This window comes from Frisingicoccus sp., from assembly GCF_048388605.1.
Lineage (GTDB): Bacteria > Bacillota > Clostridia > Lachnospirales > Lachnospiraceae > Frisingicoccus.
Genome location: NZ_DBGCTU010000012.1, coordinates 43870 through 68008 on the forward strand (window position 1 = coordinate 43870; position 24139 = coordinate 68008).

Genomic DNA, 24139 nt, shown 5'->3' on the forward strand with positions numbered 1-24139 from the left:
GATAGAAAATAAATAAAGGGGGGACATGGAATTCACTGACTGTTTTTAGATTTTAATTTATCGAAAGGAGAAAATAATTTATGACAAAACTGAAGAGTCGAATGGCCGGGGCGATGGCCGGTTTATTGTGTATCATGAGTATTTTGCAGCCCCTGACATTATATGCGAGCGGGGAAGAAGTCGAACCGGCCCCCGCTGCATGCAGGGTATCTGCCCTGTATCACGGTAAAGGAAATGTAGCAATAACAGATCATCTGGGAGTTACACATGAAATTTCAGTCCCGGAAGAGGAGACAACTTTTGAGTGCGGTGCCGGAGTAAGTTTGATGCTGAAAGCGGAAGCAGAAGAAGGATGTGCGGTTGAGGCTGTTGAGATCAGCGGCCCTGAGGCGGCGATTGACCGGACGGAGGTTTCGAAGCTGTCGGACAGCCGGAATGTTTTTGAAAGAGAGATTCAGGTCTTATCGGATATTCGGATAGAGGTTTATTTTACGGATATCACAGAAAATACCGAGTCAGAGTCCGCAGCGGAAACAGAATCGGCAGCAGAGGCAATATCAACAGCAGAGACGGTGTTGTCGGATACCGCGGCAGCGGAAACAGTATCAGAGAGTGAGACGAAATTAAAGGATGGGGTGGAAACAAATGAAACAGTGTCAGATACTTTGGAATCAGAAACAGCGATCATGCAGCCAGAGACCGCTGCAGTGGAAACTATGCGGCCGGAGACCGATGTATTGGGAACAGAGGGCAAGCCGGAATTGGAAACCGAATATCAGCCTGGTGAAGAGCAGGACGGGCTTTTATCGGAGTCGGAGCGGTCAGAGGCAGAAACATTGTCAAAAGAGATGGATACGGCAATAAAGGCGAATGAAAATGTAATGACCCTGAATGTGGGGGAGGTCGGCCAGAACTGGGGAATGTATTCCCTGTTTGTGAAGCCTGTGATCATCGGTGAATTTGAGCCGGATTATCTTTCAGATCCCTATTCCCATATTATTCAGACAGGGCCGACATATACAGAGTATACGCGGACGGCCTATTGCGTGCAGTACGGCACGCCGATTCCCGCCGGGAGTTATACAACAGAAACGGTTTTGCCCCAATTACAGCAAAACTATATCGGGTACGCACTGGCATATGGGTGGAAACAAACGGGGACGGCTTATGATGAATCCCAATATTCGAGCGTGGAGGCCCGTACGGAGTATGCGGTAACCCAGGCGATCATCTGGGCCTGCAGCCGGGGGAAATTTAATACGGATTCAGGCGAAGCGGCCATTCATCATATTATACAGAATACCCATGCTCCGGCCCATGGGGAGGCTTATTATGAGCAGCTCAAAGCATCGATATTGAATGCGGAGACTATACCTTCTTTTTCCGGAAATGATGAAAATAATCCGCCGACAATTTTATTAAAATGGAATCCGTCTGCCAAAAGATATGAAGCCGTCGTTTCCGATTCAAACAATGTATTGGACAGGTATAATTATGCCTGTGATGGTATTCATTTTGAGAAAAACGGCAGTCAGCTTACGATTTGGAGCAATAACCTGTATATCGATGGAGTGAAGGTGGGCGCCGAATATGTGAATAATGGCGGAGCCAATGCGGTGGTAACATGGAATGGAGAGAATGGAACTCAGGATCTGGCAACCTATGCTGAAATTTCAAATCATGTATATTCCTATATTCGGATTGTCACGGAGGGACTCGGCTCGCTGGAATTGATAAAGAAATCTTCTAATCCAGAGGTTTCGGATAATAACGGGGCCTACTCTCTGGAGGGCGCAGTCTATGGCCTCTACGATGCTTCTGATCGGGAAGTTGGCCGAATTCAAACAGATGTTAATGGATGGGGACAGCTGGCGGACATTCCGGCGGGTACATATACGGTAAAGGAAATTACGGCGCCGAAGGGGTTTTATGTGGATACAACGGCACACAATGTGACGATTGTGCCGGGACAGGCCGCGACACTTACGGTGGAGGATGTTTCCAAGATGGAAACGATTGATATTATTCTGGCTAAAATTGATGCGGAAACGGAGTCAGATCAGCCCTCCGGCAGCGCACCTTTGGAGGGCGCTTTGTTTAATGTGAAATTTTATAATGTTCAGCAGGATTCAGACCCGGCTTCCTCTGGCTGTGAACCTGTAAGACAGTGGCTGCTTAAGACCGATGCCCATGGATATTGTGCGTTTAAAGACAGTTATAAGGTATCCGGCGATGATTTTTATTATGATTCCAATGGGAAAGAAGCTCTTCCCTGCGGAACATTGACAATCCAGGAGGCAGAGGCGCCGACCGGTTATCTGTTAAATGATGAGCTGTTTGTGAGAAAGATAACGGTGGAGGATTCCGAGGGGGTATCCGGTTATAATTATCCGGTAGTTTCAGATGTACCGCAGAAAATCCAGATTGAACTGGAAAAGGTGGACAGCGAGACAGGGGAAGGGACGCCCCAGGGAGCGGCTTCCTTTGAAGGCGCAGTCTATGAAGTGCTGGATTCTGAAAATAAGCCGGCAGATACGCTGACGGTTGACGGCACGGGCCATGCGGTGTCCAAAGAGCTGCCGACGGGCATTTACCGGGTGAAGGAAACGGTTTCATCCAATGGATATCTGGTGGATCCGGCGGTCTATACGGTGGATGCTTCGAATCCGGAGGATAAGACTTCAAAGGTGTTAAAATATAAAGTCACCAGCGGAGAGAATATTATCCGCGGTGATGTGGAGATTGTAAAGTTTTATGAAAAACTTGATGATGACACGGATACACTGGAGGGCATTGAGAATGTGGAATTTACTTTGACATCGAAAACGACGGGAGAAGTTGTCCGAAAGATTGTGACAGATAAAAAAGGTTTTGCGACAACGGCCTCTGCAGAACAGCCGCGGGGAAGTCTTCTGTTTGATACTTATGTTGTGACAGAAACCGCATATCCGGAAGAAGTAAAACCTATTGAGCCGTTTGAAGTGACGATATCCGAGGAAGGAGTTACATTGAAAGGTATTTATAAAGAGGATAAATTGATTGTCAGCCCGGTGACCGTTGTCAAAAAAGATAAAGAAACCGGAAATATTATCCCTCTGGCCGGTGCGGAGTTCCGTTTATTGGATGGGGAGAAACAGCCGGTAACCATGACGGTCCATTATCCGGAAACACAGGTTTGCAAAACATTTAAGACAAATGAAAAGGGACAGTTTACTTTCCCGGAAAAACTGAAATATGGAACTTATTATCTGGAAGAAATACAGGCGCCAAAGGGATATCTGAAAGGCGAATTGTTGGAATTTAAGGTGACGGAGGGAGCATCCTGGGAAAATCCTCTGGTTATTGAATTCTTTGATGAACCGGCGATGGGACAGCTTCGAATTGTGAAGAAAGATGCCGAATCGGGAGAACTTTTAAGTGACGCTGAGTTTGATATTGTTGCGTCAGAGGACATTATTGCGCCGGATGGAACTCTGCGGCTCAAAAAGGGAGAGATTGCAGGACATTTGATCACAAAGGAAGGTATCGCTGAATCCGAAAAACTGTATTTCGGAAATTATGAGCTGCAGGAGACCCGGCAGCCTCAGGGATATATTTTGAGTGAGGAAACTTATCCGATCAAGCTTGAATATAAAGACCAGCTTACAGAGGTGGCTCTTTTAGAAACAGAGATTAAAAACTATCCGGTAAAAATAAAAATTCATACAAAGGCGGAGGATAAAGTCGATGGCGATAAGATCATATCTGCCGATGAAAATGCGGCAATCGTGGACAGGGTATCCTGTGAAAATCTGATGCCGGGCAGCAGTTATCAGTTGATCGGGATTTTGATGAATAAAGCAACGGGGGAACCACTGCTCATAAATAATCAAACCGTGATTTCTGAACGGGCCTTCCGGGCAGAAAAGGCGGATGAAGAAATTATCATGGAATTTGCCTTTGATGCATCAGGCTTTGAAGATATGAAATTGGTTGTATTCGAAAAACTGTTGGATGCCGACGGAAATGAGACAGCGGCCCATGAGGATATTAATGATGAAGGACAGACAGTGCGCCTGAAGAAAAAAGTGCCTTTGGATACGCCGAATACAGGAGACGGAAGTCCTTTATTGAAGGTTGCCGGATTGGGATTTGCGGCGATATTGGTTATGGCCCGGGTATGGAGGAAGAAAAGAAGAAAATTCAGATAAAGGATTTTTATCGCACCTGTACAGGAATGATTCCTGTACAGGTACGGCAAAAATTTGCAAACTCGAGTTTCTGTATGCAAGATTTTTACAGGCGAAGCTTTGTCCCCTTTGTATCCCGGTGACCAAGTTTCAGTTTATTCAGGGAAATGGATTTTTCATTATAAGTAATGATGGTTTCACTGTTTTTATTCAGCAGATAGACCTCTTCGACAATATCATCGCCGGACAATTGGATGCCCCGGACGCCGAGCGCTGTTTTTTTCTTCTCAGGCACTTCGCCGATGTCAAACCGCAGGAAAACGCCTTTCCGGGTTCGAAGGGCGACATGGGTCGTATTGGCCAGAGGGATGACAGCGATGACCCTGTCATTGTCCGAAAGCTTTGTTGCGGCAATAGTTCTTTTGGATACATTAAATTCTTCACCATTTACCTGCTTGAACATGGCCTGACCGGTGGCAAAGAGGAGATGACTTTGAATGACCCGGCTTAAATTTGCCACATAAACAAGGGATTCTTCACTGCTGTTATAGTTTCCGAAATTATCGATCGGGATTGCCTTATCCCGGAATTTGCCGTAAGGCAGGCTGGACACTTTAATCATATGCATACGGCCCGCATCGGTGAACAGGCAGAGCTTATCCGTGTTCATACATTGGATAATATATCTGTTTTCGGAGAGGGCGGCGTCCCGGTTCCTTTCGAAGGTTGGAACATCGACAGTGCGGCAGTAGCCAAAACGGTCCATCAGGAAGACGATTTCCATCTCTTCAAATTTCTTTTCCTCAAAAACCGCCTCTTTGGCGTTGATGATCTGGGTGCGTCTCGGACGGGCATAGGTTTTGCGGAAATTTTGAAGCTCCTTCGTGATCACCCGGGACATGCTGGAATGATTATTCAGAATATCTTCGTATTTGGCGATATTCTTTAATGTTGTATCATGCTCTTTTTGCAGAGCCTCGATTTCAAGACCGATGAGCTTGTAGAGCCGCATTTCCAGAATGGCTGTGGCCTGATTTTCTGTGAAACGCAGTTTTTTTGCAGCCCGCTCGGAAGTTTTTGTTTTAAATTTAATGCCTTCCGTCTCTCCGCCAACCAGACAGTTTTTTGCCTGTTTAATATTTTTGGAACCGCGGAGGATTTCAATGATCAGATCAATGACATCGCAGGCTTTGATCAAGCCCTCCTGGATTTCTCTTTTTTCCTGTTCTTTGGATAAAAGGTGCTGATATTTCCGGGTGTTGATATCATACTGAAAATCGAGGAAGTTTTCGATAATTGCCTTTAAACCGAGGGTTTCCGGGCGGCCTCCGGATACAGCCAGCATGTTGACGCCGAATGTATCCTCAAGCCGGGTTTTTTTATAAAGCATATTTTTTAAATTTTCCACATCCGTATTTCGGCGGAGTTCCAGCACAATGCGGATACCTTCTTTGGAGGACTGGTTGGAAATATCGACAATATCGTTTGTTTTCTTACTTTCCACCAGGGCATAGACGTCATTCAGAAACTTGCCGATTCCAGCACCGATCATTGTATAAGGAATTTCCGTAATGACAAGCCGTTCCCGGCCTCCCTTGATTTTTTCAACCTCGACTTTTCCGCGAAGCTTGATTTTTCCCTGTCCGGTTTCATAGATAGAAACTAAGTCGTCTTTATTGGTGACGATGCCGCCGGTCGGAAAGTCCGGGCCGGGCATGATTTTTAAAAGTTCTTCCGTGGTTATATCCGAATTCTTCATATAGGCGAGAACCGCATCGATCACTTCTCCTGTATTGTGGGGCGGAATACTGGTCGCCATGCCGACGGCAATACCCTCGGCGCCGTTGATCAGCAGATTTGGAATTCGGGCGGGAAGAACCTCCGGCTCTTTTTCGGTTTCATCAAAGTTTGGCTGGAAATCAACCACATTTTTATCCAGATCTGTCAAAAAGGCTTCCTGGGTCAGTTTTTGCAGACGAGCTTCCGTATAACGCATGGCGGCGGCGCCGTCGCCTTCGATGGAGCCGAAATTACCGTGGCCATCCACGAGGGGTTCCCCTTTTTTGAAATCCTGGCTCATAACAACGAGGGATTCATAAATGGAACTGTCCCCGTGAGGATGGTATTTACCCATTGTATCGCCGACAATACGGGCGGATTTACGGTAGGGTTTATCATAGCGGATACCCAATTCGTACATATCATAAAGGGTACGGCGCTGAACCGGTTTCAGACCGTCACGCACATCGGGCAGCGCCCGGGCGATGATGACGCTCATGGCATAGTCAATATAAGATTTTTGCATAATCTCCGAATACTCGGTGCGAATAATATCTCCCATGAGTTCACCTCCTAAATATCCAGTTCGGCATCATGGGCATGCCGGTAAATAAATGATTTTCTCGGCGGGACATCGTTGCCCATTAAAAGTTCAGTGACATCCGAAGCCATTCGGGCATCTTCGATTTCAACCCGCTTTAAAATGCGGGTTTCAGGATTCAATGTGGTTTCCCAGAGCTGGGCGGCATCCATCTCGCCGAGACCTTTATAGCGCTGTAAAGTGAAACTGCCCTTATGGTTTTTACGGTATTTTGTCAGGGCTGCATCATCATAAAGGTATTCTTCTTTGCCTTTGGCCGGCATGGCCTTATAGAGAGGCGGCATGGCAATATACACATGGCCCTCAAAAATCAGCTCCGGCATAAAGCGGTAGAAGAGGGTGAGCAATAAAGTGGAAATATGTGCGCCGTCCACATCGGCATCGGCCATAATAATGATTTTATCATAACGCAGTTTGCTGATATCAAAATCGTTGCCGTAGCCCTCAGAAAATCCGCAGCCGAAGGCATTGATCATTGTTTTGATTTCAGCATTGGCGAGAACTTTATCGATACTTGCTTTTTCCACGTTTAAAATCTTTCCGCGGATCGGCAAAATTGCCTGATAGTGGCGGTCACGGGCCGTTTTTGCCGAACCTCCGGCAGAGTCCCCTTCAACAATAAAAATTTCGCAGATCGAAGGGTCACGGCTTTCGCAGTTTGCCAGTTTTCCATTGGAGTCAAAGGAAAATTTCGGTTTACTTAAAAGATTGGTTTTAGCCCGTTCCTCTGTCCGGCGGATTTTTGCGGCTTTTTCAGCGCAGGTCAGGACACTTTTCAGGGTTTCCAGATTTTTGTCAAAATATCTCGGCAGCTCATCGCTGGTGATTTTTCCCGAAGCTTTGGCGGCATCCTGGTTGTCCAGCTTTGTTTTTGTCTGGCCTTCAAATCGGGGATTCGGGTGCTTAATAGAAACGATGGCCGTCATACCGTTTCGAATGTCGGCCCCGGTAAAATTACTGTCTTTTTCTTTTAAAATATTTAATTCACGGGCATAGGCATTCATAACGGTTGTGAAAGCCGTTTTAAAGCCGGTGATATGGGTGCCTCCCTCGGCGTTGTAAATATTGTTGCAGAAGCCGAGGACATTTTCATGAAATTCATTGACATACTGAAAGGCTGCTTCCACTTGAATACCTTCCGCCTCACCCTTAAAATAAATAACATCGCAGACGGTTTCTTTATTCTTATTTAAATCTTTAATGAATCCGATAATACCGTCGGGCTCATGGAATTCCAGATGCTCCGGCGTGCTGTCGCGGAGGTCGTCATAAATAATAGTGAGTTCCGGGTTTAAATAGGCTGTTTCATGGAGACGGCTGATGACTTCATCTTCTTTAAAGCGGGTCTTTTCAAAGATCTCTTTATCCGGAAGAAATGAAATTTTTGTCCCTGTTTTGCGGGTTTTTCCGAGGGTAGGCAGCAGACCGTTTTCCAGCTCAATATCCGGAATTCCCCGCTGAAAATGATCGTGATGGATATGGCCTTCTCTGGAAATTTCCACATCCATCCATTCGGACAGAGCATTAACGACGGAGCTTCCCACACCGTGAAGACCGCCGCTTGTTTTATAGACGGAATCGTCAAATTTACCTCCGGCATGAAGGGTCGTAAATACAAGTCGTTCCGCCGGAACGCCCTTTTCGTGCATACCAACCGGGACACCCCGGCCGTTATCCTCGATGGTGGCCGATCCATCTTTGTTTAAAGTGACATGGATCAAATCGCAGAAACCGGCCAGATGTTCATCCACGGAGTTGTCTACGATTTCATAAATCAGATGGTTAAGCCCTTTTCTTGAAACGCTGCCGATGTACATTCCGGGACGCTTTCGAACGGCTTCCAGCCCTTCCAGCACCGAAATGCTGTCGGCATCATAATGATTTGACTGTGACATATATAAAAATCCTTTCTCTACAATTATAAATGCTGCAAATATGCGCTGCGGATATATCTTACCATGCCGCCCCGAAAATTTCCAGTTTAGAAAATTAAATCAAAGCGAGACTTCGGAGGATAAAAATCCATGCCGTCAGCGATATGGAAGATAAAAGAGTTGCCAGAACAACAATGCTGGATGTTAAAACCGCATCATTATTCATATTTTTTGCCATGATGTAGCAGCTTACGGTGGTCGGCGAGCCGAGCATGACAAGAATGGCCACCAATTCACTGTTCCGGAAACCGAAGAGAATGGCGAACGGGAAAAAGATGGCCGGGATGATCACCAGTTTGATCAGAGTTGCCATAAGGCTCGGCTTGATTTTGGCAAGGGCTTTTCTTCCTTCAAAAGTAGCGCCGACGACAAGCAGAGCGATCGGGCTGGCTGTCGCAGCGATATTGCTGATGGCCTTCAGTGGAATATAGGGAATCGGGATTCTGAAAAAGGCAAAAATACAGCCGGCCAGAATACCGATGATGATCGGATTTTTGGCAACGTTGATACACGCCTTTCGGATATTGCCGATGCGGTCTGCCGTGTCCGCATCGGAAGCGCCGAAGGTTAAAATAACGACAGAGAAAATATTATACAGAGGCACGGCGGAGACGATCATCATCGGCGCCATTCCTGAATTGCCGTAGATATTTTCCACGAAGGCAATGCCGAGAATGGCGGCGCTGCCCCGGGCGGCCGCTTGGGTGAAGGCACCGATCATGGATTTGTCCTTGCAGTACCAGTGGGCGAACAGCCAGACGCCGAGAAACATCAGAGTTGTTCCGATGGCACAGAAAAGAACAAATTTTAAGTTGAACATTTCATAAATGTCTGCCGTTGCAATATCTTTAAAGACAAGCAGGGGCAGAGCAATTTTAAATACATATCTGTCGGCAACGGTGGTGAATTCTTTATTAAAAATGCCCACCTGCATAAGTACCCATCCAAGGATGATGATTAAAAAAATAGGAATGGTTGCATTTAAACTGAATATAAAATTTTCCATGATGCTTAGTTCTCCTTTGCAGATTTATAGAAATCAATGAAATGCTGAACAGCCTTTTCCTGCTGACGCTTTTTAACATAGGTAAAACCGATTTCCCTCCGGTGAATCGGAATATCCAGCGGAATTTCAATGAGCTGGCCCTTTTCCAGTTCCTCCTGAACAAACTCCTTGATGACGCAGCCGACGCCCAGGCCGATTTTTGCAAATTCAATAAGAAGTTCCATAGATGTCGTTTCAATTGTGTGATGTGTCTGAAGATGATTGGCAGTCAGATAATCATCAATATATTGACGGGTCATATTGTGTTTGTCAAGGAGCATCAGGGTGGCTTTCTCAAAAAGCTGACGTCCGTTGCTCATTTCTTCCTGTTTTAAATCCAGATTTTCCAGGTAAGCCGGAGAGGCAACAAAAATATCCTGGATGGTTCCAAGCGAATAAAAATCCAGCGTCCGCAGACTTTCCGGATGGGCCACCAGGCCGATATCAATTTTTCCCGAATCCAGCAGAGCCAGAGTTTGGTTGGAGGACAGGCAGGAAATTAAAATTTTAATATGTGGGTAGGCCTCGATAAAAGCCTGAAGATAGGGCAGGAGAATAAATTTGCACAGGGTGTTGCTGACACCGATGTGAAGATTGCCCATATCCAGCGCCGTCATTCGCCGAATCTGTTCCTCCCCGGTGTCAATGGCCTCAAAAGCAGCCCGGACATGCTGGTAGAGGATTTTTCCTTCCTCTGTCAGCGTCACGCCCCGGGAGCTTCGGGAAAACAACGTCACCCCGAGACTCTCCTCCAGACGGCTGATGGACTTGCTGATGGCCGGCTGACTGTTGTAAAGCTGCTTGGCCGCCTGAGAAATATTCCCTGTATTTGCCACCGTGTAAAAAATCCGGTACAGAGATAAATGTTGTTCCATATCATACCTCCTGTAATATGGAGTGATCATGTTACACCGCCTTGAATTTTAAGATATATTTTCATTGATGTCCAGTAATAATAAACAGATTTTTTTCAAACCGTCAAAGGGCTTTCGGGATTTTTTCAGCCATTCTTCACATGTTTTATTCGTTGTGCCTCACGAAAACTCGACCTTTTGCTAACCAGATGCAGGAAAAGAGTTGCAAAGCGTTTGTAAAAAATCTGACAGGTGCTTTTTTGAGGTATACTGTCGCTTTCTAGTGTTTGAGCGATAGTGAGTTTTAGAAAGCGACAGTAAATAAAGAATCAAGAAAGCACCTGTTTGATTTTTCTTAGACGTTTTGCATCTTTTATCGTATCGGTTAGCAGAACGGTCTCAGACATTCGTGGAGGCACAGCAAAATTCAGTGAAGAATGTCTGCGGCAAAATCTTACGAAAGCCTGTGAAATGATTTGAAAAAAATCTTTATATACTGGACATGCAATGATAAAATAATCCTTAATTAGGCGGTGTGGCATAATCATCTCCCATAACTACATTTCATAATAAATATTCGTAATATGTATTTCTATTATAGCTCTAAATGTGATATTCTATCAATAACTAAGATGAAATAAAAATGAGAAATTAAGGAGGAATTATCATGGGAATGACGATGACCCAGAAAATTTTAGCATCCGCTGCCGGACTTGAGGAAGTTCATGCCGGACAGCTGATCATGGCCAATCTGGACATGGTATTGGCAAATGATATAACAGGCCCGGTATCTATTAATGAAATGGTTAAGTTTGAAAAGAAAGGTGTTTTTGATAAGGACAAAGTGGCTTTGATTCCGGATCATTTTTCACCAAATAAGGATATCCAGTCTGCTCAGAACTGTAAATGTATGCGTGAATTTGCCCGCGCCAATGATGTAACTCATTTTTATGAGGTCGGCGAGATGGGAATTGAGCATGCGCTTCTGCCGGAAAAAGGCATTGTTACGGCAGGCGATACAGTTATCGGCGCCGATTCTCATACATGTACATACGGCGCTATCGGTGCTTTCTCTACAGGTGTGGGCAGCACGGATGCGGCCTGCGGAATTGTTACGGGAAAAGCATGGTTTAAGGTTCCTTCCGCTATTAAGGTCATTTTGACGGGCAAACCGGCAAAATGGATCAGCGGCAAAGATATTATTTTACATTTAATCGGCATGATCGGCGTGGACGGTGCGCTGTATCGCTCTCTGGAATTCGTGGGCGACGGTATTCAGTATCTTTCCATGGATGATCGTTTCACGATTGCCAATATGGCGATCGAAGCCGGAGCTAAGAACGGTATTTTCCCGGTGGATGAGCAGGCGCTGGCTTATGTGAAGGAACACAGCGATAAACCGTATAAAGTATTTGAAGCGGATGCGGACGCCGAATATGATGAAACTTATACGATTGATCTGAGTGAGCTGAAACCAACGGTAGCATTCCCGCATTTGCCGGAGAACACCCATCCGATCGATGAGGTCGGCGACATTGCCATTGACCAGGTTGTGATCGGTTCCTGCACGAACGGCCGTCTGGAGGATTTGAGAATTGCTGCGGAAATTATGAAGGGCCGCAGAATCGCGAAGGGACTTCGTGTCATTGTTATTCCGGCAACTCAGAAAATCTATCTGGATGCCATGGAAGCCGGTTATATCAAAACCTTTATTGAAGCCGGAGCTATTGTAAGCACTCCAACCTGCGGACCGTGTCTTGGCGGGTACATGGGTATTCTCGCTGAAGGAGAAAAATGTGTTTCCACAACAAATCGTAACTTCGTTGGACGTATGGGCCATGTGACATCTGAAATTTATCTGGCCAGCCCGGCTGTTGCCGCTGCAAGCGCGATCACAGGTAAAATTTCCTGTCCATGTGAATTAGATTAAGGGGGTACATTGAATAATGAAAGCATTTGGTTCAGTTTTTAAATATGGTGATAATGTAGACACGGATGTTATTATTCCGGCCAGACATCTGGCGACAACCGATCCGAAGGGATTGGCTGCCCATTGTATGGAAGATATTGATACAGAATTTGTGAAAAAAGTCAAAGAGGGCGATATCATGGTGGCCCGTAAAAATTTCGGCTGCGGTTCTTCCCGGGAGCATGCGCCGATCGCGATCAAGGCATCCGGTATCAGTTGTGTGATCGCAGAAACTTTTGCGCGTATTTTCTATAGAAATGCCATCAATATCGGCCTTCCGATTATTGAATGTAAAGAAGCGGCTGAAAAGATTGAAGCCGGCGACCAGGTAGAAATTGATTTTGACAATGGTATGATTTATAACCGCACAAAAAATGAATCTTATAAGGGCGAAGCATTTCCGCCATTTATGCAGGAATTAATTGCCGCCGGCGGTTTGATCAATTATATGAATCAGACATTGAAAAATGAATGATTCCATGTTATCTTAGTCAATATCGAAAGGGAGAGGAAAAATGAATTTTAATATTGCAGTGATTAAGGGCGACGGTATCGGCCCTGAAATTGTCACAGAAGCCATGAAGGTGATGGATAAGGTGGCAGAAAAATTCGGTCACACATTTAATTATACGCAGGTTCTCATGGGCGGATGTTCCATTGACGCTACAGGTGTTCCTCTGACGGATGAAGCCATTGAAACCTGTAAGGCAAGCGACGCTGTGCTGCTGGGCGCCATCGGCGGAGATACGACCACATCCCCATGGTACAAGCTGGAACCGTCATTAAGGCCGGAAGCCGGACTTTTAAAACTCCGCAAATCCCTCGGCCTGTTTGCCAATATCCGGCCGGCTTATCTTTATAAGGAACTGAAAGAGGCCTGTCCTCTGAAAGATGAGATCATCGGCGATGGATTTGATATGGTGATCATGCGTGAGCTGACCGGCGGCCTCTATTTCGGGGAACGGAAAACGGTGGAAGAGAACGGTGTTCTGAAAGCTTATGATTCTTTAACTTATGATGAAAATGAGATCCGCCGGATTGCCGTTAAAGGTTTTGAGACGGCGATGAAGCGCCGTAAAAATGTAGTCAGCGTGGATAAGGCCAACGTGTTGGATTCATCCCGTCTGTGGCGCAAAATTGTGGAAGAGGTTGCGAAGGATTATCCGGAAGTCACCTATTCTCATATGCTGGTTGATAATTGTGCCATGCAGCTTGTAAAAAATCCGGGACAGTTTGATGTTATTTTGACAGAGAACATGTTTGGCGATATTCTTTCGGATGAAGCCAGTGAGGTCACCGGTTCCATCGGAATGTTGTCCTCCGCCAGCCTGAGCGCCACAAGCCTCGGCCTTTATGAGCCGAGCCACGGTTCCGCCCCGGATATTGCCGGACAGAATAAGGCGAATCCGATCGCCACGATTTTATCTGCGGCGATGCTGCTCCGTTATTCATTGAATCTGGATGCGGAGGCGGATGCCATTGAAGCGGCTGTGCAAAAAGTATTGGAGGATGGATACCGCACTGTGGATATTATGTCCGATGGATGTCAGCTTGTGGGCTGTATTGAGATGGGCGACGCTATTGTCAGCAGGTTGTAAAACATTTCCAATTCAATACAAAATGTACTAAAAAGTAGCAAATAGTACAAAAGCATTGCATTTAAAAAAATATGTGGTATACTGTGAACAATATAAATGAACGTGATACTCTATTAAAGAACTAAAGGAAGGAAGATATCGATGAAAAGTGATGTTGTAACGAAAGGGATGCAGTCGGCACCTCAGCGTTCGTTATTCAATGCTTTAGGCATGACAAAAGAAGAGCTTTCAAGGCCGTTGGTTGGAATTGTCAGTTCTTATAATGAAATCGTACCCGGACATATGAATATTGATAAAATTGTTGATGCCGTAAAGATGGGCGTTGCCATGGCCGGCGGTACTCCGATCGTGTTCCCGGCAATTGCTGTATGTGATGGTATTGCCATGGGACATATCGGTATGAAATATTCTCTTGTAACAAGAGATCTGATCGCGGATTCAACGGAATGTATGGCTTTGGCTCATCAGTTTGACGCCCTTGTGATGGTGCCGAACTGTGATAAAAACGTTCCCGGGCTTTTGATGGCGGCAGCCCGTTTGAATATACCTACGGTATTTGTCAGCGGCGGCCCGATGATGGCCGGACATGTCGGCGGAGAAAAACGGAGTCTCTCCAGCATGTTTGAAGCGGTAGGTTCCTATGCGGCAGGTACAATGACAGAAGAGCAGGTCGATGAATTTGTCAATAAGGTTTGTCCTACCTGCGGTTCCTGCTCGGGCATGTATACGGCGAATTCCATGAACTGTCTGACAGAGGTTCTCGGCATGGGACTTCAGGGAAATGGAACCATTCCGGCCGTTTATTCCGAACGTCTTCGCCTTGCCAAACATGCGGGTATGAAGGTTATGGAAATGCTTGAGAAAAATATCCGTCCGAGAGATATTATGACGGAAAAAGCTTTTATGAATGCTCTGACCGTGGATATGGCCCTCGGCTGCTCCACAAACAGTATGCTCCATCTTCCGGCGATCGCCCATGAAGCAGGGGTTGAACTGAATGTGGATATTGCCAATGAAATCAGTGCAAAAACGCCGAATTTGTGTCATTTGGCCCCGGCCGGATACACATACATGGAAGATTTGAATGAGGCCGGCGGTGTCTATGCAGTAATGAATGAGTTAAACAAAAAAGGTTTATTATATACAGATTTGATAACAGTGACAGGAAAAACGGTTGCTGAAAATATTGCAAACTGCGTCAATAAGAATCCGGAAGTCATTCGGCCGATTGACAATCCATACAGCCCAACGGGCGGTATTGCCGTATTAAAAGGAAATATCGCGCCGGATTCCTGTGTGGTAAAACGTTCTGCCGTTGTACCTGAGATGATGGTACATGAAGGACCGGCCCGCGTATTTGACTGTGAGGAAGATGCTATTGCAGCGATTAAAGGCGGACAGATTGTTGCCGGAGATGTGGTCGTTATCCGTTATGAAGGACCGAAAGGCGGCCCGGGTATGCGCGAGATGCTGAATCCTACGTCAGCGATCGCGGGTATGGGCCTTGGTTCCAGCGTGGCATTGATCACGGATGGCCGTTTTTCAGGCGCTTCCAGAGGCGCTTCCATCGGACATGTGTCCCCGGAGGCAGCGGTAGGCGGCCCGATCGCCTTGATTGAAGAGGGAGATATCATTAAAATTGATATTCCTGCGAATACGATCAATGTGGATATCAGTGATGAGGAACTTGAAGCCCGCCGTGCAAAATGGCAGCCGCGGGAACCTAAAGTAACCAGCGGATACTTGGCAAGATATGCTTCCATGGTAACTTCCGGTAACAGGGGAGCAATTCTTGAGATACCTAAAGCGAAATAGAAAGAGGTAATTATATGGAATTAACAGGCGCACAAATTGTGATTGAATGTCTGAAAGAGCAGGGTGTGGATACGATTTTTGGATACCCTGGCGGTGCCATTTTAAATGTATACGATGAATTGTATAAGCATAGAGATGAGATTACCCATTATCTGACATCCCATGAACAGGGCGCTGCCCATGCGGCGGATGGTTATGCCAGAGCGACCGGGAAGGTCGGCGTCTGTTTTGCGACCTCCGGGCCGGGAGCAACCAATATGGTCACCGGAATTGCAACGGCCTACATGGATTCGGTTCCGGTGGTTATGATTACCTGTAATGTCGGATTGAATCTGCTCGGAAAAGACAGTTTTCAGGAGATAGATATTTTAGGGATAACAATGCCGGTAACAAAATATAATTTTATCGTTAAAGATGTTAACAAGCTGGCAGACGTTATCCGCCGGGCATTCCAGATTGCTCAGACCGGCCGCCCGGGACCTGTTGTTGTGGATATTACAAAGGATGTCACAGCGAAAAAAACAGAATATACATATAAAAAGCCGGAGCCGATCACGCCGGATGTATCCCAGATTGATGAAACCGATGTGGAAAAGGCGGTAACGATGATCGCCCATTCCAAACGGCCTTTTGTATTTGTCGGCGGCGGCGTTACATTGGCTAATGCTTCCGAAGAATTGCGTCGCTTTGTGAAAAAGATTGACGCGCCGGTGGCGGATTCTCTTATGGGAAAGGGCGCCTTTGATGGAACGGATGATTCTTATGTGGGAATGCTTGGGATGCATGGTACAAAAGCGTCAAATTATGGAATTAACCAAAGCGACTTGATTATTGTTGTCGGTTCCCGGTTTTCTGACCGTGTGATCGGCAATCCGAGAACCTTTGGCAGCAAAGCTCAGATCCTTCAAATCGATGTGGATGCTTCGGAGATTAATAAGAACATCGTGGTAGACCATTGTATTGCAGGCGATGCCAAGCTGGTTTTGAGAAAATTGAGCGCCCAGTTAAATCAGATGGAACATAAAGAATGGATGCAGTATATAAATGAATTAAAAATGCGTTATCCGCTGACTTATCCGAAAGACCGGTTGACAGGTCCTCAGATCGTAGAGACCATCTATGAGATGACAAAGGGCGACGCCCTTATTTGCACCGAAGTTGGCCAGCATCAGATGTGGGCAGCTCAGTTTTATAAATACGATGCACCGAGAAAATTTATTTCTTCGGGCGGCCTTGGAACAATGGGCTATGGCCTTGGCGCCAGTATCGGTGCGAAAGTGGCCTGCCCGGAAAAAACGGTCATTAATATTGCCGGTGACGGTTGTTTCCGAATGAATTTTAATGAATTACTTACCGCTTCGAAATATCATATTCCGATTATTGAAGTGATTTTTAACAACAGTGTATTGGGAATGGTACGGCAGTGGCAGACACTGTTCTATGAGAGACGATATTCTAACACTATTTTAAATGGTGATTTTGATTATGCAAAGATTGCGGAAGCCTGTGGTTGTCGCGGCATAAATGTCACGAACAAGGAAGAGCTGACTGCGGCGCTTAAGGAAGCGCTGTCAGCCGATGGCCCGGTTGTCATCAATTGTTTTATTGACTGTGATGACAAGGTGTGGCCGATGGTAGCTCCGGGCGCCTCAATTTCTGAAGCATTTTCGGAAGAGGATATGATCAGAAAGTAAAGTATTATTAAAAAAGGAGATAAGAGAAATGAGCAGAGTATGGAATTTTTCAGCAGGACCAGCTGTATTACCAGTGGAAGTTTTGCAGGAAGCAGCAGATGAAATGCTGGATTACAAAGGAACAGGCATGAGTGTTATGGAGATGAGTCATCGTTCCAAAGCTTTTGAGACAATTATTAATGAAGCAGAAGCCGATCTGAGAACATTGATGAATATTCCGGATAATTATGAGGTGCTTTTCCTTCAGGGCGGAGCAAATACACAGTTTGCCATGGTTCCGATGAACTTTATGAAAAACCGCAAAGCCGGCTATATTCTTACCGGACAGTGGGCAACAAAGGCATGGAAAGAAGCCGCTATTTTTGGAGAAGCCGTAGAGTTGGCGTCTTCAAAGGATAAGACATTCTCTTATATTCCTGATTGTTCGGATCTGCCGATCACAGATGATATGGATTATGTACATATCTGTGAAAATAATACAATTTATGGAACAAAGTATAAAACACTTCCGAATACAAAGGGCAAAATTCTTATTGCGGACCAGTCCTCCTGTTTCTTATCCGAACCGGTGGATGTGACAAAATACGGTATGATTTATGCGGGCGCTCAGAAGAACGTCGGACCGGCAGGTGTTGTCATCTGTATCATCCGCAAAGATTTGATTTCAGAAGATGTTCTTCCGGGAACACCGAATATGTTGAGATATAAGATTCATGCAGATAATGGTTCTCTTTATAATACACCGCCGGCTTATGGTATTTATATCTGCGGCAAGGTATTCAAATGGCTGTTAAAGAACGGCGGTTTGGAAGCAATGAAAGAGAAAAATGAAAAGAAAGCAAAGCTTTTCTATGATTATCTGGATTCCCAGGATTTCTATAAAGGAACCGTTGTGAAAGAGGACCGTTCTTTAATGAATATCCCATTTGTCATTGGCGATAAAGAATTGGAAGATAAGTTCGTTGCCGAGGCAAAGAAGGCCGGATTTGAAAACTTAAAGGGACATCGTACCGTTGGCGGTATGAGAGCAAGTATTTATAATGCAATGCCATATGAAGGTGTTGAAGCTCTCGTTGAGTTTATGAAGAAGTTTGCTGCTGAGAATAAATAAGAGGTGTTGAAAATGTATAAAATTAATTGCTTAAATCCGATTGCTGCAATCGGAATGGATATATTTACGGATGCCTATGAAAAGACCGAAAATTTTGCGGATGCTCAGGTGGCTATGGTAAGAAGTGCAGTGATGCACGATATGGATCTGCCGGAAGGCCTTTTGGCAGTTGCCAGAGCCGGAGCCGGTGTGAATAATATTCCGTTGGATAAATGCGCTGAAAAAGGTATCGTTGTTTTCAATACGCCGGGCGCCAATGCCAACGGTGTTAAGGAACTTGTTCTTGCCGGACTTTTCATGGCAACACGTAATGTTGTGGCCGGTGCAAACTGGGTTACGGAAAATAAGGCGGATGAAAACATTTCCAAAACGATGGAGAAAGCAAAAAAAGCTTTTGCAGGTACAGAAATTCTTGGAAAGAAAATCGGCGTGATTGGTTTGGGCGCGATCGGCGCGATGGTTGCCAATGCCTGTGATGCTCTTGGAATGGTGGTTACCGGTTATGATCCGTTTTTGAACGATGCAATGAAGGCCAAATTGGCAGGAACTGTTGTAACAACCAATGATATCAATGATATTTATAAGAACAGTGATTTTATCACAATTCATGTACCGGCGATGGATTCCACCAAGAAAATGGTCGGCAAGGCTGCTTTTGAGCAGATGAAGGACGGCGCGGTCGTTCTGAATTTTGCAAGAGATGTGCTTGTGGATGATGATGCCATGGAAGAAGCGCTGAAATCAGGAAAAGTTGCAAAATATGTGACAGATTTCCCGAATTATAAGACAGCCAATATGGATGGTGTGATCGCTATGCCGCATCTCGGAGCTTCCACGGAAGAATCTGAAGACAATTGTGCGATCATGGCAGCCAAAGAAGTCCGTGATTTTATTGAGAATGGTAATATTAAAAACTCCGTAAACTATCCGGCGGCAGATCTCGGCGTATGCACAGCGGCAGGACGTATCGCTGTTTGCTGTAAAGCCTCCGCGGGCGTTGCTGAAAAACTTGCCGCAATTATCGGTGAAACTGAACAGGTTGTCAGCGGCACGAAGGGCGACTGGATGTATATTCTGGCTGACACAAAGGCAGCTGTTGCCGATGATGCGGTTCAGGCAGTCGCAGCAGTGGATGGCGTTGTCAAAGTACGTGTGATTAAATAATATATAAAATGGAATTTGATACCCCTGAAAAGCTTCTTTGCTTTTCAGGGGTATTTTTATGTGGTATACTATAAGCAGGAAAGCAGCGTTAAAGACAAGGAGGGCTTGTTATGGAAGATAAATTATTGAAGTATATGCAGTGGCCGGAAATTGAGGCGATCATTTACTCGGAGCATGACCGTCCAAAACAGATTTTGGGACCGCATAAAGTAGATGAAGGCGTACTTGTTCAGGCTTATTTTCCGGGAGCAGACAAGTGTGAAATCATTGTGAAGGGAAAAGATGCTCAGGAGATGCGCGAGGTAGATGAAGATTATTTTGCGGTTCTTCTTTCTGAAGAAAAAATACCAAATTACCATTATCGTGTTACTTATGAAGACGGACATACGGTGAAGTGCCGGGATGCTTACGCTTTTCCTGCCACAATACAGATAGAAGACATCAAGAAGTTTCAGGCCGGAATTCATTATGAAGTTTATAAAATGCTTGGCGCCCACCCGATGACAGTACAGGGTGTCAAAGGCGTTCGCTTTGCGGTGTGGGCGCCGAAGGCGATTCGTGTCAGCGTTGTCGGTGATTTTAATCAGTGGGATGGAAGACGCCATCCGATGCAGCGGCGGGATGGGGATATCCATGAGCTGTTTATTCCCGGATTAAAAGAAGGTGAAATCTATAAATATGAGATTAAGGTGAAAGGCGATACGGTTGTTTTGAAGTCGGATCCCTATGGAACACTTATGCAGCTTCGGCCGGACAATGCCTCCGTTATTTATAATATTGAAAAATGTCATAAATGGCAGGACAGCGCCTGGATGTCTCAGCGAAAAAAACTGGCAAGGAAGGAAAAACCGGAGTTTGTCTATGAGCTTCATCTGGCAGGTTTTATGAGGCCGGAGGCCGTTGTGGAAACGGATGAAGCCGGCGTTGAAACGGTTATTGAGCCGGCAGGATTTTATAATTACCGGGAAATGGCCGAAAAGATCACTGCCTATGTGAAAGATATGGGATATACCCATGTAGAACTGATGCCGGTGATGGAACATCCGCTGGATGAATCCTGGGGATATCAGGTAACAGGATATTATGCGCCGACATCCCGATATGGTACTCCGGAAGATTTTATGTATTTTGTGGATTATCTGCATCAGAATGATATCGGTGTCATTCTTGACTGGGTTCCGGCCCATTTTCCAAGGGATTTAAACGGTCTGGCCCGATTTGACGGCGGTCCGCTTTATGAGCATCCGGATCCGCGGCGCGGCGAACACCCGCACTGGGGAACCTTAATTTTTGATTATGGCAGAAAAGAGGTCAGCAATTTTCTTATCGCCAATGCCATGTATTGGGTTGAGCAGTACCATGTGGACGGTTTGCGGATGGACGCGGTGGCTTCCATGCTTTATCTCGATTATGGCCGGAATGAGGGCGAGTGGACGGCAAATATCTATGGCGGCAAAGAGCATCTGGAAGCTATTGAATTTTTGAAACATTTGAATTCGATGATGAAAAAACGGAATCCGGAGGTTCAGATGATCGCGGAGGAATCGACGGCATGGCCGAAGGTTACCGGTGCTGTGGAAGAAGACAGTCTCGGCTTTGATATGAAGTGGAACATGGGTTGGATGAATGATTTCCTCGGATATATGTCCCTGGATCCGTTGTTCCGAAAGGGCGCTTACGGACAGCTTCTGTTCAGTCTTGTTTATGCTTATAGTGAAAAGTTTATGCTTGTATTGTCCCATGATGAGGTCGTTCATGGCAAAGGCTCCATGATTGGAAAAATGCCGGGCGAATATAGGGAGAAGTTTGCCAATCTGCGGGTTGCCTATGGATTTATGCTGTGTCATCCGGGAAAGAAACTTCTGTTTATGGGACAGGATTTTGCCCAGTTTACTGAATTTAACGAGGGAAAGAGCCTGGAATGGTTTATGCTTGAATATGAGATGCATAAAAAAATGCAGGATTATATGCGGGAACTGATTCATTTTTATAAAGCATATCCGGCATTATATGCACTGGATGATGAACCGGAAGGCTTTGAATGGATCAATGATATTTCTGCCGATGAGAGCATTATCGTATTTACACGAAATACTTCCAAAAAGGATGAAACATTACTTGTTGTCTGCAACTTTACACCGGTGGTGCGGAAGGACTATAAGATTGGCGTGCCGTTCCGCGGAAAATTCAAAGAGATTTTTAACAGCGATGCGGTGAAGTTTGGCGGCGATGGCAATGTCAATCCGAGATTAAAACAGTCAAAGGCGGAAGAATGTGACGGCCGGGACGATTCAATCAAAATTGTTGTACCACCGCTGGGTATCAGCATTTTCAAATGTACGCCACTGGCACCGGCGAAGAAGCGGAAAAAATAGAGAAAATGGTCGAAGCATTGTAATTGAAGAAATTGGTTTTTATGTGGTAACATATACCTATTCAGAAAGATGTGCTGTGGGAAAAAGAATATTGATGGGCACATTGACATACGTAATAATACGTGATACTATAAAACGGTGATAGGGAAGGGAGATACAAAAGATGCCAATGACTTCGCAGGAGATGATAAAACTCCTGAAGAAAAATGGTTTTGAATTTGTCAGTCAAAATGGTTCGCATATTAAACTGAGAAATTCAAAAACCGGAAGAATGGTAATTGTTCCTTATCATTCCAAGGGCTTGAAAAGAGGCTTGGAAAAGGCAATACTTAAACAGGCCGGGCTGAATTGAGCATTGTCATATAATGGAGGTATCGCATATGAATAGATTGTTTTATCCGGCATTGTTCCATGAAGCGGAAGAGGGAGGCTTTTGGATTACGTTTCCGGATATTCCTGAGTGTATGACGCAAGGAGAAGATATGTATCAGGCCTATGAAATGGCTGTTGAAGCTTTGGGTCTTGCGTTGACAGGCAGGGTGGAAGAACAGAAAGAACTTCCGGCAGCATCGAGTCCACAGGATGTTTGCATTGATTCAGGCAGTATTTTAGTGGTGGTTGAGTTTGATATGGCTGAATATCGAAGAAAGCATTGTTCCAGGGCTGTAAAAAAAACTTTAAGTATACCGGAATGGCTGAATGAAATGGCAATGAGGCAGAACATCAATTTTTCTCAGGTTCTGCAGGAAGCTTTGATGGAAAAAATCGGTGTAAAATAGCAGCGAATGAAGAACAGAAAAAGACGGGATCAAGAGGCAGTGTTTTGATCCCGTCTTTTTGACTGTTTCGGAATGTTGATATATTCCGGCAATGTTTATACCCAAAGGTAATCCGTATACACCGGCTGTAAGCCATGATTTAAAATGGCATTGTGAACTTCGGTAACGCTTCGAGGGTCGGAGATCTCAAATTGTTCGTCACCTTTGGCCTCTTCTTCATGGCCGCCGACACCCACGCTGACACCGGCGGAAATTTTTGTGGCCGCCATGCCGATCACATTGTCCCGGAATCCGGCACGTTCCCGGGTGGAAATAGTGATTCCGGCAAATGGCATAAAGAGACGGTAGGCGAGCATGACCTGTAAAAGCTGAGGCTCATGGACGTCATTTGGGTTATTTTCCGCGTTATTTACATAAGGGCGGAGCCGCGGTGTTGAGAAGGAAATTTCGGCGTGGGGATATTTCTGCTGAATGTAGTAGGCGTGCATTCCCGAGGCAAAGGCGTCTTTCCGGAAATCATCCAGCCCCAGAAGAGCGCCGAAGGAAACGCCGCGCATACCGCCCATCAGGGCCCGCTCCTGGGCGTTCAGCCGATATGGGTAAATGCGTTTCGGGCCGCTCAGATGCATTTGCTCATATTTGACCGGATTGTAGGTTTCCTGATAAACGCTGACAAAATCGGCGCCGCATTCATGGAGATACCGGTATTCATCCGAATTCAGCGGATAGATTTCAATGCCGATCGTAGAAAAATATTTTCGGGCAAGTTTTAGAGCTTCGCCGATATATTCCACATCCGACATGTGCCGGGATTCCCCGGTGAGAATGAGAATTTCCTTTAAACCGGTGGCGGCAATGACGGAGAGTTCATGATCGATTTCTTCATAAGTCAGCTTTGCGCGGTGAATCTTATTTTTGCAGTTAAATCCGCAGTACACACATTCATTTTCGCAATAGTTGGCGATGTAGAGCGGTGTAAACATGCATACGGAGTTGCCGAAGTGTTTCCGTGTTTCATATTGGGCCTTATGGGCCATTTCCTCGAGAAAAGGGAAGGCGGCCGGAGAGAGGAGGGCGGCAAAGTCCTCCGGGTTCAGATTGTCTTTGGCAAGGGCTGAACGGACATCGGCTGCCGTGTAACGATGGTAGTCATAATGATTCATGGCATTCAGAACTTTATCCATAATGTCTGAGTCGACAGCCTCCATGGTGTCCAGATATTTCATATGGTCTTCTGCTGTGATCTTCATGT

Annotated in this window: 16 protein-coding genes; 11 read left to right on the forward strand and 5 right to left on the reverse strand. The window is 45.6% G+C overall.

Features of this window, described 5'->3' with window-relative positions; translation table 11 throughout:
• Positions 1–80: 80 nt before the first annotated feature.
• Complete coding sequence (locus tag ACMN7X_RS02885; RefSeq protein WP_418746001.1) at positions 81–4190, forward strand: SpaA isopeptide-forming pilin-related protein; 4110 nt, start codon at positions 81–83, stop codon at positions 4188–4190.
• Between the two features lie 85 nt (positions 4191–4275).
• Here ACMN7X_RS02885 and ACMN7X_RS02890 read toward each other — a convergent pair whose 3' ends face one another.
• From ACMN7X_RS02890 to ACMN7X_RS02905, 4 genes are all read right to left on the reverse strand, one after another.
• Entirely contained in the window at positions 4276–6510 is a 2235-nt protein-coding gene (locus tag ACMN7X_RS02890; protein ID WP_418746002.1) for a DNA gyrase/topoisomerase IV subunit A, read from the reverse strand.
• Positions 6511–6521: 11 nt separating this feature from the next.
• On the reverse strand, positions 6522–8444 hold the full coding sequence (locus tag ACMN7X_RS02895) for a DNA gyrase/topoisomerase IV subunit B (RefSeq protein ID WP_418746003.1): 1923 nt from the start codon (positions 8442–8444) through the stop codon (positions 6522–6524).
• Positions 8445–8538: 94 nt separating this feature from the next.
• The gene (locus ACMN7X_RS02900; RefSeq protein WP_418746004.1) at positions 8539–9489 is read right to left on the reverse strand and encodes an AEC family transporter; all 951 of its coding nucleotides are present in this window, start codon (positions 9487–9489) and stop codon (positions 8539–8541) included.
• Positions 9490–9494: 5 nt separating this feature from the next.
• Positions 9495–10403 (reverse strand): LysR family transcriptional regulator, encoded by a 909-nt coding sequence (locus ACMN7X_RS02905; protein ID WP_418746005.1) that lies wholly within the window; start codon positions 10401–10403, stop codon positions 9495–9497.
• A gap of 646 nt (positions 10404–11049) precedes the next feature.
• On the opposite strand from ACMN7X_RS02905, the gene leuC reads away from it, so the two are divergent.
• The 10 genes from leuC (at position 11050) to ACMN7X_RS02955 (ending at position 22887) form a co-directional block, all read left to right on the forward strand.
• On the forward strand, positions 11050–12312 hold the full coding sequence (gene leuC / locus ACMN7X_RS02910) for a 3-isopropylmalate dehydratase large subunit (protein WP_418746006.1): 1263 nt from the start codon (positions 11050–11052) through the stop codon (positions 12310–12312).
• Positions 12313–12328: 16 nt separating this feature from the next.
• Positions 12329–12826, forward strand: a complete 498-nt coding sequence (gene leuD / locus ACMN7X_RS02915; protein WP_418746007.1) for a 3-isopropylmalate dehydratase small subunit — start codon at positions 12329–12331, stop codon at positions 12824–12826.
• Between the two features lie 40 nt (positions 12827–12866).
• Positions 12867–13949: a 3-isopropylmalate dehydrogenase gene (gene leuB / locus ACMN7X_RS02920; RefSeq protein WP_418746008.1), complete on the forward strand. Its 1083-nt coding sequence runs from the start codon at positions 12867–12869 to the stop codon at positions 13947–13949.
• A 141-nt stretch (positions 13950–14090) separates the two neighbouring features.
• On the forward strand, positions 14091–15764 hold the full coding sequence (ilvD, locus tag ACMN7X_RS02925) for a dihydroxy-acid dehydratase (protein ID WP_418746009.1): 1674 nt from the start codon (positions 14091–14093) through the stop codon (positions 15762–15764).
• Positions 15765–15778: 14 nt separating this feature from the next.
• Positions 15779–17458: a biosynthetic-type acetolactate synthase large subunit gene (gene ilvB, locus ACMN7X_RS02930; protein ID WP_418746010.1), complete on the forward strand. Its 1680-nt coding sequence runs from the start codon at positions 15779–15781 to the stop codon at positions 17456–17458.
• A gap of 28 nt (positions 17459–17486) precedes the next feature.
• Complete coding sequence (serC, locus tag ACMN7X_RS02935; protein WP_418746011.1) at positions 17487–18569, forward strand: 3-phosphoserine/phosphohydroxythreonine transaminase; 1083 nt, start codon at positions 17487–17489, stop codon at positions 18567–18569.
• Between the two features lie 12 nt (positions 18570–18581).
• Entirely contained in the window at positions 18582–19733 is a 1152-nt protein-coding gene (locus tag ACMN7X_RS02940; protein ID WP_418746012.1) for a 3-phosphoglycerate dehydrogenase, read from the forward strand.
• A gap of 110 nt (positions 19734–19843) precedes the next feature.
• Positions 19844–22108: a 1,4-alpha-glucan branching protein GlgB gene (gene glgB / locus ACMN7X_RS02945; RefSeq protein ID WP_418746013.1), complete on the forward strand. Its 2265-nt coding sequence runs from the start codon at positions 19844–19846 to the stop codon at positions 22106–22108.
• Between the two features lie 163 nt (positions 22109–22271).
• A complete protein-coding gene (locus tag ACMN7X_RS02950; protein ID WP_418746014.1) occupies positions 22272–22460 on the forward strand; it encodes a type II toxin-antitoxin system HicA family toxin in 189 nt (62 codons plus the stop codon).
• A gap of 28 nt (positions 22461–22488) precedes the next feature.
• Positions 22489–22887, forward strand: coding sequence for a type II toxin-antitoxin system HicB family antitoxin (locus tag ACMN7X_RS02955; protein ID WP_418746015.1), 399 nt, complete (start codon positions 22489–22491; stop codon positions 22885–22887).
• Between the two features lie 95 nt (positions 22888–22982).
• On the opposite strand, the gene thiH is transcribed toward ACMN7X_RS02955, so the two are convergent.
• Positions 22983–24137: a 2-iminoacetate synthase ThiH gene (thiH, locus tag ACMN7X_RS02960; protein ID WP_418746016.1), complete on the reverse strand. Its 1155-nt coding sequence runs from the start codon at positions 24135–24137 to the stop codon at positions 22983–22985.
• Between the last annotated feature and the right edge of the window lie 2 nt (positions 24138–24139).

What these genes read in the sequence shown, in the direction of transcription:
- ACMN7X_RS02885 (WP_418746001.1), top strand. Translation starts at nt 81, where the DNA reads ATGACAAAACTGAAGAGTCGAATGGCCGGGGCGATGGCCGGTTTATTG.
- ACMN7X_RS02890 (WP_418746002.1), bottom strand. Translation starts at nt 6,510, where the DNA reads ATGGGAGATATTATTCGCACCGAGTATTCGGAGATTATGCAAAAATCT.
- ACMN7X_RS02895 (WP_418746003.1), bottom strand. Translation starts at nt 8,444, where the DNA reads ATGTCACAGTCAAATCATTATGATGCCGACAGCATTTCGGTGCTGGAA.
- ACMN7X_RS02900 (WP_418746004.1), bottom strand. Translation starts at nt 9,489, where the DNA reads ATGGAAAATTTTATATTCAGTTTAAATGCAACCATTCCTATTTTTTTA.
- ACMN7X_RS02905 (WP_418746005.1), bottom strand. Translation starts at nt 10,403, where the DNA reads ATGGAACAACATTTATCTCTGTACCGGATTTTTTACACGGTGGCAAAT.
- leuC (WP_418746006.1), top strand. Translation starts at nt 11,050, where the DNA reads ATGGGAATGACGATGACCCAGAAAATTTTAGCATCCGCTGCCGGACTT.
- leuD (WP_418746007.1), top strand. Translation starts at nt 12,329, where the DNA reads ATGAAAGCATTTGGTTCAGTTTTTAAATATGGTGATAATGTAGACACG.
- leuB (WP_418746008.1), top strand. Translation starts at nt 12,867, where the DNA reads ATGAATTTTAATATTGCAGTGATTAAGGGCGACGGTATCGGCCCTGAA.
- ilvD (WP_418746009.1), top strand. Translation starts at nt 14,091, where the DNA reads ATGAAAAGTGATGTTGTAACGAAAGGGATGCAGTCGGCACCTCAGCGT.
- ilvB (WP_418746010.1), top strand. Translation starts at nt 15,779, where the DNA reads ATGGAATTAACAGGCGCACAAATTGTGATTGAATGTCTGAAAGAGCAG.
- serC (WP_418746011.1), top strand. Translation starts at nt 17,487, where the DNA reads ATGAGCAGAGTATGGAATTTTTCAGCAGGACCAGCTGTATTACCAGTG.
- ACMN7X_RS02940 (WP_418746012.1), top strand. Translation starts at nt 18,582, where the DNA reads ATGTATAAAATTAATTGCTTAAATCCGATTGCTGCAATCGGAATGGAT.
- glgB (WP_418746013.1), top strand. Translation starts at nt 19,844, where the DNA reads ATGGAAGATAAATTATTGAAGTATATGCAGTGGCCGGAAATTGAGGCG.
- ACMN7X_RS02950 (WP_418746014.1), top strand. Translation starts at nt 22,272, where the DNA reads ATGCCAATGACTTCGCAGGAGATGATAAAACTCCTGAAGAAAAATGGT.
- ACMN7X_RS02955 (WP_418746015.1), top strand. Translation starts at nt 22,489, where the DNA reads ATGAATAGATTGTTTTATCCGGCATTGTTCCATGAAGCGGAAGAGGGA.
- thiH (WP_418746016.1), bottom strand. Translation starts at nt 24,137, where the DNA reads ATGAAGATCACAGCAGAAGACCATATGAAATATCTGGACACCATGGAG.